Source organism: Geobacter sp. OR-1, from assembly GCF_000813145.1.
Classification (GTDB): Bacteria; Desulfobacterota; Desulfuromonadia; order Geobacterales; family DSM-12255; genus Geoanaerobacter.
In genome coordinates, this window is the sequence record NZ_BAZF01000005.1 from 129,837 (window position 1) to 145,680 (window position 15,844).

Below are 15,844 nucleotides of genomic sequence, written 5' to 3' on the forward strand. Positions count from 1 at the left end.
AACGGTGCGATCATAAGGCCGGCCACGGATTGCATTACATAAAGCCTATTTTCAGATTACTCGTTCCACCCCTCGGGATGAACATCACCAAGCTGTTCCCAATGTTCCGGGGAACGCCAGAGAGAGGAGAGGATCAGTTCACGGATGTGGAGGAACTCTTTGGGGAGCCGGTCGTACATCTTGACGAACAGCTCTTCGTGGGAAATGACCTCATTCTGCCAGACATCCCGGTCCACCGACATCAGCTCGTTGAACTTCTCACGGGACATATCCAGCCCTTCCCAGTCCATGTCCTCGTAGCGCGGCATCCAGCCGAGCGGGGACTCCACTGAACCGGTCTTGCCCTGAACGCGTTCCACAATCCACTTCAGAACCCGCATATTGTCGCTATAGCCCGGCCAGATGAACTTGCCGTTGGCATCTTTGCGGAACCAGTTGACGTTGAAGATACGGGGCGGACGGGCGATGGAGCGGCCGAACTGCAGCCAGTGGGCAAAGTAATCAGCCATGTGATAGCCGCAGAACGGAAGCATGGCGAACGGGTCACGCCGGACATTGCCGGTGGCCCCGACGGCTGCGGCAGTGGTCTCGGAGCCGAGGGTGGAGGCGAGGTAAACGCCATAATTCCAGTTGAAGGCCTGATAAACCAGCGGCACGGTATCCTTGCGGCGGCCGCCGAAGATAAAGGCGCTCATCGGTACCCCTTTGGGATTTTCCCAATCAGGGTCAATACTGGGGCACTGGGACGCCGGTGCGGTAAAGCGTGCATTGGGGTGAGCAGCCGGGCGACCGCAATCGGGAGTCCACTCTTTCCCTTGCCAGTCGGTCAGTTTGGCCGGGACGTCACCGTCAATTCCCTCCCACCAGACATCTCCGTCCTCGGTCAGGGCAACGTTGGTGAAGATGGAGTTCTTTTCGCAGGAAATCATGGCGTTCGGGTTGGTCTTGTAATTGGTACCAGGCGCCACGCCGAAGTAGCCGTATTCCGGGTTTATGGCATAGATCTGGCCGTCCGGACCGGGCTTGATCCAGGCGATGTCGTCGCCGATGGTGGTTACCTTCCACCCCTTGTCCAGAAAAGGCTTGGGGGGAATCAGCATGGCAAAGTTGGTCTTGCCGCAGGCACTCGGGAAAGCGGCACCTACATAGGTCTTCTCACCGGTGGGGGACTCGACGCCGAGGATAAGCATATGCTCTGCCAGCCACCCTTCATCACGGGCCTGTACCGAGGCAATCCGCAGGGCAAGGCACTTTTTGCCCAGCAGGGCGTTGCCGCCGTAACCGCTGCCGAACGACCAGATGGCCCGCTCTTCGGGGAAATGGACGATGTACTTTTCCTTGTTGCAGGGCCAGGGAACATCTTGCTGGCCGGGCTGCAGAGGTGCGCCAACCGAGTGGAGGCAGGGGACGAATTCGCCGTCTTTACCCAGGACGTCCAGAACCGCCCTGCCCATCCTGGTCATGATCCGCATGTTAACGGCAACATAGGGAGAGTCGGAAATCTCAACCCCGATCTTGGCGATATTGGAACCGAGAGGCCCCATGCTGAAGGGGATGACGTACATGGTACGCCCCTTCATGCACCCTTTGAACAGCTTGTGCAGGTTTTCCTTCATCTCTTTCGGATGCATCCAGTTATTGGTCGGACCGGCATCCTGTTTGGAATGGCTGCAGATAAAAGTGCGGTCCTCAACCCGGGCAACGTCGATAGGATCAGACCATGCAAGGTAACTGTTCGGACGCTTCTTCTCGTTCAACTTCTTGAATGTCCCACTCTTAACAAGAAGAGCACAGAGTTCATCGTATTCTTCCTGAGATCCGTCACACCAATGGATCCGATCCGGCTCACATAGTGCCGAAACTTCCTCAACCCACTTCAACAGCTGTTCATTCTTCGGAACATCGTAACTCATTACCCTTGTCCCCTCTCGGATATTTAATTGAGCTTCGTCGGATTATGAAGCTCGTAAGTCGAGTCGAATGGTTATCTACCGGTTGTACAATTGGGGAACTTACACAAAAATTGTAAATTAAGGAAGAATAAAATTGATGTAATTAGAATAAAATTTTGCGGAGACGGGTCTGAACGGCGCAGAGACCCATTTGACACCCAGGAACGTGTTGATACAATCGGGGAGGCGCAATGATTCAAGCAGAACGGAGGGTTAAGGAAATGGCCAGAATCCCTTATGTCGACAGGGAATTGTGTATCAGCTGCGGACTCTGTGTCTCAACATGCCCCGGCGTCTTCCGGTTCGGAACTGATTCCAAATCTGAAGTTTACAATCCTGCCGGGGCTGATGAAAAAAAGATACAGGAAGCCATCGACGGCTGTCCGGTTCAGTGCATATCTTGGCAGGAATAGAAATAGATGTATTGTCTACTTATTTTCCGCCTTCTTGATAATATCCAGTTCGTGCCGATCGCCAACAACCTTGATCCGCCAGACAAGTCCACAGGTACCGCACTCTTTTACCGGCGATGTTTCGGCTGAGAACCCTTCGGAATGCATATCGATCTCAATAGCTTCTCTCCCACCACAATTCGGGCACTTCATCTCAATCTCCTTTTCAATTGGCCCGGTAAAATCCAGACCCGCCATTTAATGCCACCTGTTTAAGGGTAGCTCATTACCGGAAATTTTCGCTTAATTATAACAGTTCTTTTCGACAATCTCAGCAAGATCTTTACATCTCTGCCAATTGCCGGTCAATTTCCGCAAGCAGTTCCTTCAAATCTGACAAACGCATGTCACCCATGTGGGCAATCCGAAACGTCTCCCCCTTGATCTTGCCGTAGCCGTCGTCAAAGGCGTATCCGACCGCGGCCAGACGTTTTTTCAGGCCGGCGAGATCGGTACCTTTGGTGTTTCTGGCACAGGTCAGGGTCATGGACAGATACTCTTCTCCGGGGAAAAAGGCATAGCCGCGATCCGACACCCAGTTCCTGACCAGGGTCGCCATCTCCTTATGCCGTGCCCATCGCTGCTCCAACCCCTCGGCAAAGATCCGGTCCAACTGGCAATCCATGGCATAGATCTGCGATATACATGGAGTTGACGGGGTGTTGTCCTTGTCGTCGTTGGTCGCAAACTCGATGAAGTCGAAATAGTAGCCGCGCCCTTCAACGGTTTTGGCCCGATTCAAGGCCTTTTCGCTGGCAGTAAAGACCGCCAGCCCCGGGGGGAGAGCAAACGCCTTCTGCACGCCGAAGATGCAGCAATCGATGCCAAGCTCGTCAACCGGGATCTTCAGGGCGCTCATGGACGAAACCGTATCGATGATTGATACAACGTCCGGATATTTAGCCAGCACTGCGGCGATTTCCGGGAGCGGCGACATGACCCCGGTGGAGGTCTCATTGTGAATCAGGGTCATGGCGTCGTACTTGCCGGTAGCCAGTGCCTGATCGACCATTTCAGCTGTGATCGGCTTGCCCCAGTCGGCCTTGAAGGCATCGGCTTCCTTGCCGCACCGCTTGGTCACATCGTGCCATTTGTCGGAAAATGCGCCGTTACAGAAGTTGGCGCACCGTTTAGCCACCAGGTTGCGTACTGCCCCTTCCATGACGCCGAAGGCGCTGGAGGTGGCCAGGAACACCCGGGCCTCGGTGAACATGAGCTTTTTCAGCTTCTCTTTGACCCTCTTGTGCAGCTGGGCATATTCGGGCATCCGGTGCCCGATCATCGGAGTTGCCATTGCGGCAAGGATCTCCGGGGCAATTTCCACCGGACCTGGAATGAAGAGTTTTTTGTGCATTGATCTTCCCCTGCAAAATCGAGATACGCCTACCGTTTAATCCGGCATGCGGTGAGAGGCTAACAAATGCCTGAACTGATTGTCAATAGCCACTCGTGAAAATATCAGCAGATCAGTGCGTATTTTTGACTGAAAAAATCGGGATTATCCTGCCGAGAAGCCAAAACAGGACAAACGGAGTCGCGGCCACCAGAAGTGCACCGAACAACCCTTCCTTGAATGTTTCCAGACTGTCCGGCCATATCGGCAGGTGATAATGCATAAAACCCGCTAATGACGAGGAAAACGCCTGGCCGCCGATGACCACGTTCCATCTCATCATGAAGACCCCGAGCAGGACCAGGAGGGTGCCGACCACGGCGCGGCGGATGGTCAGGCGCGGCATCAGAAAAAGAATGAACGGGATCAGGTTCCCCATTCCGTACTGGATCACGAAAATGTTGAAGAAATCCTTGTCATATATGACGCTTCTGAGGATATCCCAAGACTTGACCGCCGTGTATCCCCGGAAGATCAGGTCAAGCAGTTCCAGGGTAATGGCAAGGATCAGAAACATGACCAGATAACGGGAGGTCATGGTAACATCCTGAAGTTCCGCGCTTTTCAGCTCTTCTATTGACGGCAATGCCGGGTTATTCTTCAGTCTCCAGGCATGGATGGCCTTGCGAATCTCCATGGTGGCAATATAGGTGATAATACAGAGTGCTATCCCGGAGACAACGGCCGAGCAGATGAATATTACCGGCATCAGCGGGGTCATCCAGAGGGCATTGGCCTTGACCGATCCGAAAATGAAACCGGCGTATCCATGCAGAAAACAGGCTACCGGTATCCCCAGACCGGCAAGCATCTTGACCGCTCGCTCGTCCTTCTCCAGCGAGTGCTCGCTGATATCCCATGCGCCAAGCGTAAGCACGGAATACAAAATGTACCTGACCTGCTGCACAAAGCTCCTGACGGTCAGCTTCCGCAACTCCAGAGCCGTCTCGACAAAGAATTTCCGGTAGACGAACCAGAGCTCTGCCGCGACGATCATCCCGTAGGTCGTGAACACTATCCCGAAGGCGGCTATCGCTGATGTGAAGTGCGGGGTCATCATCACCTCGATCCCGCGGAACGGGAACTGCAAATGCAGCAGCAGCGGCATCATGGCCACCGGCAACAGGGCAAACGAGAATGCCAGCGAAAAGCGGGCGATCTCCTTCAACTGTTTCACGCCGAAAACGTGATAAAGCGACGAAAGGACGAAAGCGCCGGCAACCAGACCGGTCATGAACGGGTACATGACGATCTGGATGGTCCAGTAGATATATTCATTTGGGTATACGAACAGCTCTTTGGCGGTCCAAACCTCACCATGTACCATGGCTATACCCTCCCGTCAGGAAACGAGCAATTTTTTGTTCTGTCAAGGAAACCGAGAGATTGCACGGAGGCGTACTTGATTAGTACGTCGCACAAGCAATCACGATGGGTGACGCCGACAGGGCGAAAAAGGGCCGTTTCCATTACTTCACCTCCCTGGACATGCCGAGATAGAATACCTGCGGCTTGGTGCCATATTCCTCTTTCAATACCGCAACCCGCTCGGTCATGATGATCCTGGTCACCGGATCTTCAGGGTCCTTGATGTTGCCGATCCTGCGGGCCCCGAAGGGACAGGCCTCAACGCAGGCGCTCTTCAAGCCCTTTGATATCCGGTGATAGCAGAAATTGCACTTTTCCGCGGCCTTGTAGACCGGGTGGAAAAATCTCACCCCGTACGGGCACCCCATGACGCAGTAACCGCAGCCGATGCACCAGGTCCGGTCTACCAGCACGACCCCGTCAGGGGTCTGGTATGTCGCCCCGACCGGACAGACCTGCACACACGGCGGATTATCGCACTGGTTACACAGCTTGGGCACAAAAAACGCCTTGTCGATATCTTCGTCCTTGATCTCAAGCAAACCTCTGCTAGCCTGATCAATGGACTTGGAGGTAAAACCATCGCGGGCCGCCTTCGGAGAGTCGGTGTGAACCTGACCATCCTTTGTGACCACATATCGCTCCACCCAGGTCCTGGAAACATTTGCATCGTAAGGGATCTCATTCTCCAGCTTGCATGCCCTGACACAGAAACCGCAGCCGACACACTTGAAGGTGTCCACTAAAAAAACCCAGCGAACCTTGGCAGGATCATCCTTTTCGGCAGACAGCCTGCCGGGGTTGAATATCTCCAGCGCCGCAAGCGGCACAGCCATCCCTCCGATGAGCAGGAGTGATTTTTTACAGAAATTCCGCCTGGTAATCATTGGTTGGCCTCCTTCTTCACCGGAGCCCGTAACGGATTGTGCGGGTAATGACAGAGAACGCACTCAACTTCGGGGTGATGCGTGGCCGGGTTTATTCCCTTTATACTTCCCCTTCGACTGGCACTGTAAGGGAGCTTGAAGTGACAGCGTACGCAAAGGGCGCGGCTCCTGTTGATTTCCAACGACCGCGGGTCCTGCGGATGGTTCATGGCCGGGCCATGACAATTTTCGCACATAATCGAGCCATGCGGCGAATTCCTGATATCTTCGTATTTATCTCTGTGGCACTGGCGGCAATATTCGGTCGTCCGGTACTTTACGCTGATATTCTTCCAATCGGCCTCGTTCCCTTTCCGATGCCAGCCATACATGTAACCCCGTTCGTGAATTCCAAAATCGTTGGGCACCAGAATGACCCTCAAGACAAGGATAACAACCACAACTCCCGCTGCCACGAACAATGGCCGCCACACATGGCTCATAATAGTTGTCGCCTTTCAATAGCAATTCTTGTCAGGAAAACCCGAATAATCCGGCGAATTAATTGCACTGTAGCTTTTTGTTAAATTTTATAACAGCGTTCACAGGATGCAAGCATTGTCAGCCAATAATAAGTCGGGCAAACTTGAAACTCGCAAAACTTTCAGTAAGATGAGATGGAAATGATTATAAATTTTTGTTTTGACAAACAACAGCCGCGCGATATAAATTTACCCCCTTCCAGGCGCTAACCATTTAATTTTATCAGGTTTTTTTTAACAAGGAGCAGCTATGCACAAGTCTTTCAGGTATGCATGGAACATGGTCAGTATTGCCGGGATGATTATTGCGATCGTCGCCACAGGGCTGATCATCGCATTCCTCTCCATGGAAGTAATCATGGGGATCGACCACCCCTACCTCGGTCTCCTTACCTTCTTCATGTTCCCTGCAATGCTCGTTACCGGGCTCCTGATTATTCCGGCCGGCATGTGGCGCACCAGAAACAAGCTGCGGGCAGCCGGCGCAGATGCCGTTATCCCGCCTCTGCCGAGGCTGGACCTCAACGACAAGCACCAGATGAAACTGACGGTATTCTTTTCTATGGCAACCGTCGTGTTTGTGCTGCTGATAACAGTCGCGACCATCAAGGGGTTTGAGTTCACCGAATCGACCATGTTTTGCGGCGAACTCTGCCATGTGGTCATGAAACCCGAACATACCGCCTGGAGCAACTCGCCCCACGCCAAGGTCAAGTGCGTTGAATGCCATGTCGGACCAGGAGCGGAATGGTATGTCAAGGCCAAGATCTCCGGCCTTCGCCAGGTATGGGCGGTCCTCACCCATTCATTTCCGAGCCCGATCGAAACTCCGATCGAAAACCTCCGTCCAGCCAGGGATACCTGCGAACATTGCCACTGGCCCGAAAAGTTCTACTCAGGGCGCCAGAAGATCTTCTATCACTATGCCCCAAATGAGCAGAACACCCCGCGCGAGGTCAACCTGCTGATCAAGATCGGCGGCACGCCCAAGTCGCCGCATGCCATGGGAATCCACTGGCATATCGGAACAGAGGTCAACTATATTGCCCGGGATAAAAAGCGGCTGGATATACCCTATATAGCGGTCAAGGAAAAGGATGGCTCAATTACCGAATACATGGACAGCGACAAACCGCTGACCAGGGAAGAGGTCACCAAAGCGAAAAAGCGGCTGATGGACTGCACCGACTGCCACAACCGGCCGACCCATATTTACCACTCCCCGGGTCAGGAGATGGACGAGAGTATCGTCTCCGGCAAGGTCGACGCAAACCTGCCGTTCATCAAGAAGATCGGAGTGGAATTGCTTGAAAAACCCTACAAGAGCACTGAAGAGGGAGTAAAAGCCATCGAGACCGGCATCAAGGACTTCTATGCCAAGAATTATCCCAAGCTCGCCCAGGAAAAGGGGGCCGGAATAACCGACGCGGTCAAACATATTCAGGGTATGTACAAACGCAATTACTTCCCGGAAATGAAGATTACCTGGAGTACCTACCCCAACCATATCGGCCATTTCTATACACCGGGGTGCTTCCGTTGCCACGACGGCAAGCATAAGACCGCAAGCGGCAAGATCATCTCCAAGGACTGCAACCTCTGCCACACTGTAATCAGCCAGAAGCAGGAGAACATCCCGGCCGGCATCCAGGTCAAGGATTTCGTTCATCCGGTCGATATCGGCGATGAAATCATGAAAACCAACTGCAGCGAATGCCACCTTGCCAAAGGCCATGATGTGCCTGGCGGCGGGGAACAGGAAAAACAGGCCAAGCATCACTAGGACTGAAGCGCCGGCGGAATAATTTCCGGATCTCGCATTCAAGGCTGCCCGCAAAACCGGGCAGCCTTTTTTCGTACCGGATCGGAGGTACAATACCGAAAGGACGTTGCATATGGTAAAATTCGCTCATTATGAAGTTCTCCCGGAGGCAAAATGGTGCGGAAACACTCTTTAGCAGGCGCACTCCTGATGATATCTGTCGTGACCACCGGCCACTGCGCCGATGACAGGGACTCGATGCGATGCAACAATTATCTGATCTCGATAGGAAGCACCGCAGGGGAACTCCTGGCCAGATGCGGCGAGCCGGCATCGGGATCCCATCGCGAACAGGTAACGATCGATGGCACCAGGCATTACCGGACCATGATCACGGCAGAAATTGAGGATTGGATTTACAATTTCGGTCCGAACCAGTTCCAGTACCAAGTGACCATAAAGAATGGCAGGGTCAAAAAGATTCAAAGCCTGGGATACGGATATTAAGGGGAATAAAAAAGGCTGACCGGTTTGGGCCGGTCAGCCTCGCAACTCAAGCACTCTCAGCCGTCACTGGCCGATATCAATGCTTATGCTTCATCTTTCGCTCCGGTTTCCCGTCTCCCATCTTCATGGGCATCATTGACTGAAGCTTCCTGAACTGATCCTCGGTAAAAACGGCCCGAACTTCTTTCATGGCCTTCAACATCTCCAGATGATGGGCGGTCTTGATCTCCTCGACCTTTTTCACCGCAGCGCTCGCCTTTTCAAGGTCGAAATCCTTCACTGCCATGACTTCCTTCATTTCCATCTGGGCAATCTTCAGGTCGGCCTTGAATCGCACCTGTTTCTTCTGCATCTCACGGTGAAGAGGAGTTACCTTTTTCTTCTGCTCTTCGGAAAGCCCTATTTTGTCGGCGTTATCGAGGCACATCCCCATCATGTCCCCCATCATATCCATGTGTTCCATGTCCCGCTGCGGCAATTGGCAATTCGTGCAGTCCATTGCCTGCTGCCTGTGCTTGATCTGGGAATTTGCTGGTGCCACAAATACAAGGGTCAACAACAAAAAAAGCAGTACCTTTTTCATGAATTCCTCCTTTTGGATTTTGTGGGTCGCCGACGCTATAACTCCTCATCGGGAACATCTTCTTCAGCCTCGTCTTCCGGATCGAAGTCATCCTCGATCACCCGCTCAAGAAATTTCCGGTTATCTTCGATCACACGGCGGATCTCCAGCATTAACTCGTCCACTTCCCCCTTAACCTGCTCGCTCCCTTCCTGTTGGGCCATTTCAAACCTCTGCCTCCCTGAGAAATGCCGCCGCATCCTCAGGCGATGTCGGATTGATGAAAAACCCGGTTCCCCACTCGAATCCGGCAATCTGGGTCAACCTCGGCACAAGCTCGATGTGCCAGTGATAATCCCAGGCCAGGGAACCCCAGTAATCAGGCTTCCCGAGTCGCTGATGTGCCGGAGGAGCAGTGTGCAGTATGAAATTGAACGGTGGGTCTTTGAGCACCACTTTCAGGCGGCTCAGCATATCCTTCATGGCCAGCGCCACCCCCCCCAACTGGCTGTCATTCAGCAGTGCGAAGTCGTGGCAATGCTGCTTGGGAAAGAGCCGCAGCTCAAACGGTGAAGCCGAGGCGTACGGGGTCAGGGTAATATAATCCGGAAACTCCCGTACCACCCGCTCACCGGTTGAAATCTCGAAATCGATCATGTCGCAGAAGATGCAGCGCTCCTTGGCGGCGAAAAAATCGCGGCAGACATTCAGCTCGGTCGTCGCAACCGGTGGGATCAGCGGCACGGCGATCAGCTGGCTGTGTGAATGCTGGAGCGTGGCACCGGCCAACGTGCCGTGGTTCTTGAACAGGACCATGTAACGGAGCCGGAAATCCTGGCGCAGGTCCAGGTATCTTGCCCGATACGCCTTCAAGACATCGGTAAGTTCCGCAACAGTGAGATCGGCCAGTCCGCGGTCATGATCAGGGGTTTCAATGATGATTTCATGGGCACCGATGCCGTCCATGACATCGTAAAGCCCGTAACCACGGCTTTTCACCTCGCCCTCGACCCTCAGCACCGGATATTTGTTCGGAATGACCCTGACCTTCCAGTTGGGGGAATTGGACGGGCCGGAAGGGCGAATGGCGAAAAGTTCCTGCGGAGTCCGCGCCTCATGCCCATAGCAGAACGGACAGCTGATCATTTTGGCCGGCTGGTTATCCTGATGAAAATCCAGGGGACGGCGCCCTCTTTCAGTGGCAATTATCACCCAATGCTTTTTGAGGGGGTCCCAACGTAACTCGGACATCTACTCTCCTTAAATCAGCCAGTTGTCTAGTTCCAGGCTGTCGCCCAGATACTTCAGCTCCATCGGTGCGTCGGCCGGCCACCGACCGGTCTCCTCTTCGCCGCGATGCAGAGTTATATGCAGCTTGAGGGTCTCTCCCTGAACCGGCTTGATCGCATCAAGAGGCAGCTTCGCCTCGCATATCTTCCGGATCTGATAATAATACCGGTTCCTGGTGGCGCGAAACCCGGTCAAACTCTTTGCCTGCAGGTAGCCGGATTCTTTGTTCAGTCGGATCTCCAGGCGATACTCCTTTTTCCTGGCAACGATATTCAGGTAAAGTTTATCCTCCGAGCCGAGAAGATGATCCAGGGGAACGGCACCATCAATGCGGAAATGGAAAAATTCCCGGTCGTACCCGTAAAAAAAGGAGTTGAGGGCGCTTTCGGACGAATGCATGGCCGACGACTGACGAGAGAGGTCGAAGAGGCCGGCAGTGAGCCACTCGAAATAATCGGTTACCAGCCCGTCTATTACTGGGGTCATGAAGGATGACGGTTCGCGGACAAAACCTGCCTCTCTCTTCTTCTTGATCGGATCATACAGCTCTCGCGGGAGATCCTGGCCGAGGAGCCGGTATATATTCATCAGGTGCTTGCGGAATAGTGCGTCAAAGCGATCGGCATGCGGTGAGAAATGGTCGTCGCCGTACCACCAGAACCAGTCGCTCCCCTCGGCAGCGTAAAGCGCCTTGCATATCAGCCTGGCAGTATCATCGGCCTTGATTCCCGGATTTGACGCGCCCCGGCCGGCGGCAAGAAGCGCCGCAACCTGCGGGTTTCCGGTAACCGCCGCCTCACGTGCCCGTTCCAGATAGTCCCAGGCAAGGTTTTCTTCCTGATGCCCCACCCAGATCCCGTAGTTGGCATTGATCCACGACCCGGGATGGATGTGGGAGAGCGTCTGTTTGGGCTTTATTTTAGATATTGCCTCGTCTGCCGTAACGAGCCGGAACTCCGTTGAGCCGGCTATGGACGAATAAAGCCGCGACAGGAATGGATTGGCATTGTCAGGATAATACTCCCAGGCGTTTTCGCCGTCCAGAATGACCGGGACCAGGGTACTGCCGGGGAACTGCTGCCGGATCTGACGCAGCCGCTCCATGAAATCCTCGATTGCGCGATCGGTCTCCCACTGGGAATAGGTGAAACCGATCAGGTCGGAAAGGGCATGATCGCGGAACAGGAGATTCAGATCCAGGCCGTCGCTTGAGAACCGGTAGGGGTGATACAGCCCTTCCCGGTTCTGGCCGGAGACGGCGGAAATTGTATGCGAAAGGATCGCCTCGTCGGTAGCCACCCAGCCGATGCCGCAGTCGCTGATGATCTTCAGAACCTCGTCACTGACCGATCCCTCGGAAGGCCACATCCCCTTGGGCTTGAAGCCGAATATCCGTTCAAAGCAGGCCAGCCCTTCCATCACCTGGCTGCGCGCATCCTCGGGATGGCAAAAACGGGCCGCCGGGATATTGGCCTTGGGCATTGCCACCTGGGCGATCTTCATGTCACACAGCAGGGGAAGAATCGGATGGTAGTAAGGCGACAGTGAAAGCTCGGCCCTCCCTTCGTCATGCAGCTTTCGGTAAAGCGGTATGATGGCGGCAATGATTTCCTGCTGGGATGCAAACAACTGGTCCCGGTCCGCAACGGTGTAATTGCGCCCCTTGCGGAGCAGCTCCCTGAATTCCGGCCAGCGGTTACGGGCCGCCTCGCCGGTCCAGGCCAGGAAAAAGCAGACCTGAAGATCTATGATCTCCTGGCGGCGGAAACTGCGGATTCTCTCCCTCCGTTTCGCATGATCACCGTCACCGGCCAGCTGTAGCAGCTCGAGATAGCGGGAATGCGGCTCGATCATCCGCTGCCGGTTGGCGGCAAAGAAGATATCAAGCATCAGGGAGATATCGTCCTCGCCCATTTCCGAGGGGTCCATCCGGCCAAGCCTTAACACCGGGTCGTTGGCTGTCCCGGCGGCATAATCCTCAAGCTGCTCCAGAAGCGACGGCACCAGATTGAATACCGCTTTCGCCCCCGGAGTAGACGCTACAATCGCCGGCATGTCGTAATAATCCTTCACGGCATGGAGATAAGTCCAGGGGAGGATATACTCCCCCCTGACCGGGTCCTTGTAGTACGGTTGGTGCATGTGCCAGATAAAGAGAATGTCTAACGGTTTCGGCATGAATACCTACTTCATTGCGGCATAAACGAATGCCATGACAAGCACCAATTATTGCAGCTCCTTTTTCCACTTCTCGACCTTTTTCTGATAATCGCTCAACAGCCTTTGGGCAACCTTCGGATCTTTGCCTTCGGCAACGACATTGACAAAGGGCTGATACTGGTCCGGCAGTACGAGCACCCAGTCCTCACCGAAGTGGACCTTGATGCCGTCGATAAAAGTGGCTTCGCTATCGAGGCTGTCCTCACTCATCTTGCGCATTATCCCACCCTTCATCTCCCAGGCGCAGGTGATGCGGCTCTGAAGGAAGGTCCGGCGCGGAATATCGCCGAATATCGCCGACATCGGCAAACCGCATGATGCGAGCAGTTCCACAATTTTTACGATCGAAAACATCCCGTCAAAACCGGTCTGGAACTTGGGAAACGCAAACCGGCCATCCATTGAACCGGCCATGACGACTTCGGAGGCATGGGCAGCCTCGATCATCGCCCGTTCCGTATTCCTGGTCCTGGTTACGGCGCAACCCCTTTCACTGGCCATCTGCTCAATAACCGACGGAGCCGATACCGGCACCGCAAAACTCCCCTTCTGGCCGCCTCTCAGGAACATGGCCACCATCAACGGCAGGGTCTCTTCGGCAGTGTAGACTTTTCCGGTCTCGTCAACAACGATAACCCCTTCAACAGTGGGATCCAGCCAGAAACCGGCCCTGGCTTCCAGAGAAGTAACGATCTTCGACAATTGGCTCAGGCTTTGCGGCCTCTCGTCTGCGTTCTTGATGCCGCGCTCCTCGTCAACATAGGCGTTAAGCGCAATCACCTCGATACCCAGATCATTCATGATCGGGGGTAGCAGTTGCCCGGCCGGCGAGTGATTAAAATCGATCACAATCTTGTAGTTATGTTTTTTCAGGAGATCGCGATTGACGCCGCGGGCAAAACCCTCCCGGTAAAAATCGATTACCTGCGGCAGTTCAGTTATTCCTCCCGGCTCCTTATGGTGGGCACGGCGGAAGTTTTCCTTGAAAAAGATCCGCTCTACGTTTTTGGCCATGGAACTGGAAAAATCGAGCCCATCGCCATCGAGGAATACGATTTCCGTCAGGGCCGGGTCTTCCTGGCTCTGCCGGAAATGCACTCCGCCAACCTCGCCGAAGGTCTTCAGCTTGTAACGCACTACCGGCAGCGGCATCATCTTCAGATCGCGGACATTGACCCCTGCGGAGAGAATGCCGCCGAGAAAACTCCTCTTGAGCATGCGAGACGCGAGAAAAGCATCGCGGGCTGCGAGCACAAAACTCCCCTTGGGAAGCGAGGTGCCGTAGGCGCATCCCAGCTTGGCGACAAACTCCGGCGTCAGCTCGACATTGGTCAACCCTTTGATTATTGCCCCTTCAAAGAGCGATTTCTTCCATTTTTCGCCCCAGATCATGTTGTCCGTGACCGTAGCGCCAGCCTCGATCATCTTGCGCGGCCAGACCTTCACATCCCGCTTGATATAGGCCTCTTCGCCGATGGAGGTATCATCGGCGATGATCCCCCCCTCTTCGATTACAACCCCCTGGCCGACACTGACGTTATTGCAAAGGACCGAGTCGGTGATCTTGGCACCCTTCTTCAGGTAGACGTTGTCCCAAATCACACATCTGGACAGCTTTACACCCGGTTCGATGGTGCAGTTGCGGCCGATCACCGAATCCTTTATCTGGGCGCTGCCGAATATCTGCGAGTTGTCACCCACCACGACCGTTCCATCAAGGGCGGCGGATTCGTCGAGGCGCACGTCGGTGCCGATCCTGAGATCGCGTCCGACCACATCCTGCTTCGGCTCATCGATCCGGACGTTTATTTTCCCTTTGAAGATGTCGTGGTGCGCCTCCCGATACGAATCGGTATTGCCGACATCGCGCCAGTAACCTTTGACCGGATAGCCGAACAGAGGCTCCTTTTTCTCCAGCAACATCGGGAAAAGATCCTGGGAAAAATCGAAATTTTCATTGGCAGGGATAAAATTGAAAATCTCCGGTTCAAATACATAAATCCCGGTATTGATCGTATCGGAGATCACCTCACCCCACCCGGGCTTTTCGAGAAACTGGATGATCCGCCGTTCCTTGTCCGTGATTACCACGCCGAACTGCAGCGGGTCTTTTACCGAAGTCAGGGTTATTGTGGCCAGGGCCTTGTTGTCGGCATGGAAATCAATAACTTTCTTCAGGTTGAAATCGGTCAAAAGGTCGCCGCTGATAACCAGGAAGCGATCGTTCATGTATTTTTCGGCGCACTTCACAGCCCCGGCAGTCCCCATATCCTCCAACGGGGTGACATATGTTATCTTTACCCCGAAATCCGAGCCGTCCCGGAAAAAGTTCTTGATAACGCTCGGCTGGTGGTAAAGCAGCATGACCAGATCGGTTATCTGGTGCTTCTTGAGCAATTCGACGATGTGAAGCATGATCGGGCGGTTGAGAAGCGGGATCATCGGTTTGGGGATATTGCATGTGAGCGGCTGGATGCGGGTACCGAACCCCCCGGCCATGATTACTGCCTTCATACAAAGTGCTCCTTCTATCTGGCAACGGGATTGAAAATAGTAACGGGGAGTTATCTGTTCTGCTTCTTAGCCAACACCTTTCGGATCTCGTCCTTCAACTCTTGCAGGTCGCTGGACTTCACCACATAGCCGTCGGCCAGCCACGCCGAGAAGTCGTCCTTGTAACAGGAAAATGCGGAACAGAGGATGACCGGCAGGTCGTGCCTGTCCTTGACAATGCTCTGCAGCAGATCCAGCCCGCTTTCATTCTTGAGCTTGATGTCCAGCAGAATCAGGTCAAAAGCTCCCCCCTGCAGCTTCTCGACCGCTTCAATCGCGGTTCCGGCGGTGACCACTTCATGCCCCTCCTCGCCGAGTTCCTGGGCATAGAGCATCCGTATGCTTGCTTCATCATCAACAACCAGTAATCGCGACAT

At 54.1% G+C, this 15,844-nt stretch carries 15 protein-coding genes; 3 read left to right on the forward strand and 12 right to left on the reverse strand.

The window, feature by feature from the left end:
- Positions 1-56: 56 nt before the first annotated feature.
- Entirely contained in the window at positions 57-1,913 is a 1,857-nt protein-coding gene (locus OR1_RS06995; RefSeq protein WP_041970909.1) for a phosphoenolpyruvate carboxykinase (GTP), read from the reverse strand.
- Between the two features lie 260 nt (positions 1,914-2,173).
- Here OR1_RS06995 and OR1_RS07000 point away from each other — a divergent pair, with 260 nt between their 5' ends.
- The gene (locus OR1_RS07000) at positions 2,174-2,365 is read left to right on the forward strand and encodes a ferredoxin (RefSeq protein WP_041970910.1); all 192 of its coding nucleotides are present in this window, start codon (positions 2,174-2,176) and stop codon (positions 2,363-2,365) included.
- A gap of 15 nt (positions 2,366-2,380) precedes the next feature.
- On the opposite strand, the gene OR1_RS07005 is transcribed toward OR1_RS07000, so the two are convergent.
- The 5 genes from OR1_RS07005 to OR1_RS07025 form a co-directional block, all read right to left on the reverse strand.
- Positions 2,381-2,602: a hypothetical protein gene (locus OR1_RS07005; RefSeq protein ID WP_041970911.1), complete on the reverse strand. Its 222-nt coding sequence runs from the start codon at positions 2,600-2,602 to the stop codon at positions 2,381-2,383.
- Positions 2,603-2,687: 85 nt separating this feature from the next.
- Complete coding sequence (locus OR1_RS07010) at positions 2,688-3,758, reverse strand: alanine--glyoxylate aminotransferase family protein (RefSeq protein ID WP_041970912.1); 1,071 nt, start codon at positions 3,756-3,758, stop codon at positions 2,688-2,690.
- Positions 3,759-3,870: 112 nt separating this feature from the next.
- The gene (gene nrfD / locus OR1_RS07015; RefSeq protein ID WP_041970913.1) at positions 3,871-5,124 is read right to left on the reverse strand and encodes an NrfD/PsrC family molybdoenzyme membrane anchor subunit; all 1,254 of its coding nucleotides are present in this window, start codon (positions 5,122-5,124) and stop codon (positions 3,871-3,873) included.
- A gap of 142 nt (positions 5,125-5,266) precedes the next feature.
- Positions 5,267-6,052: a 4Fe-4S dicluster domain-containing protein gene (locus OR1_RS07020; RefSeq protein ID WP_152609838.1), complete on the reverse strand. Its 786-nt coding sequence runs from the start codon at positions 6,050-6,052 to the stop codon at positions 5,267-5,269.
- Positions 6,049-6,537: a cytochrome c3 family protein gene (locus OR1_RS07025; RefSeq protein ID WP_041970914.1), complete on the reverse strand. Its 489-nt coding sequence runs from the start codon at positions 6,535-6,537 to the stop codon at positions 6,049-6,051. The genes OR1_RS07020 and OR1_RS07025 overlap by 4 nt, the downstream gene beginning before the upstream one ends.
- A gap of 286 nt (positions 6,538-6,823) precedes the next feature.
- Here OR1_RS07025 and OR1_RS07030 point away from each other — a divergent pair, with 286 nt between their 5' ends.
- Together OR1_RS07030 and OR1_RS07035 are read left to right on the forward strand one after the other, a co-directional pair.
- The gene (locus OR1_RS07030) at positions 6,824-8,356 is read left to right on the forward strand and encodes a NapC/NirT family cytochrome c (protein WP_041970915.1); all 1,533 of its coding nucleotides are present in this window, start codon (positions 6,824-6,826) and stop codon (positions 8,354-8,356) included.
- 153 nt (positions 8,357-8,509) lie between these two features.
- Entirely contained in the window at positions 8,510-8,842 is a 333-nt protein-coding gene (locus OR1_RS07035) for a DUF2845 domain-containing protein (RefSeq protein WP_052440309.1), read from the forward strand.
- A gap of 76 nt (positions 8,843-8,918) precedes the next feature.
- Here OR1_RS07035 and OR1_RS07040 read toward each other — a convergent pair whose 3' ends face one another.
- The 6 genes from OR1_RS07040 to OR1_RS07060 are packed head-to-tail and all read right to left on the reverse strand — an operon-like array spanning position 8,919 to position 15,844.
- Positions 8,919-9,425 carry a Spy/CpxP family protein refolding chaperone gene (locus OR1_RS07040; RefSeq protein WP_041970916.1) on the reverse strand — a complete coding sequence of 169 codons (507 nt, stop codon included), beginning with the start codon at positions 9,423-9,425 and terminating at the stop codon, positions 8,919-8,921.
- Positions 9,426-9,460: 35 nt separating this feature from the next.
- Positions 9,461-9,628, reverse strand: coding sequence for a hypothetical protein (locus OR1_RS22455; RefSeq protein ID WP_193377089.1), 168 nt, complete (start codon positions 9,626-9,628; stop codon positions 9,461-9,463).
- A gap of 1 nt (position 9,629) precedes the next feature.
- Positions 9,630-10,655, reverse strand: a complete 1,026-nt coding sequence (galT, locus tag OR1_RS07045; RefSeq protein WP_041970917.1) for a galactose-1-phosphate uridylyltransferase — start codon at positions 10,653-10,655, stop codon at positions 9,630-9,632.
- A gap of 9 nt (positions 10,656-10,664) precedes the next feature.
- Complete coding sequence (locus tag OR1_RS07050; protein WP_041970918.1) at positions 10,665-12,872, reverse strand: glycoside hydrolase family 57 protein; 2,208 nt, start codon at positions 12,870-12,872, stop codon at positions 10,665-10,667.
- 48 nt (positions 12,873-12,920) lie between these two features.
- Positions 12,921-15,428, reverse strand: coding sequence for a mannose-1-phosphate guanyltransferase (locus OR1_RS07055; RefSeq protein WP_041970920.1), 2,508 nt, complete (start codon positions 15,426-15,428; stop codon positions 12,921-12,923).
- 50 nt (positions 15,429-15,478) lie between these two features.
- On the reverse strand, positions 15,479-15,844 hold the full coding sequence (locus OR1_RS07060) for a response regulator (RefSeq protein WP_041970921.1): 366 nt from the start codon (positions 15,842-15,844) through the stop codon (positions 15,479-15,481).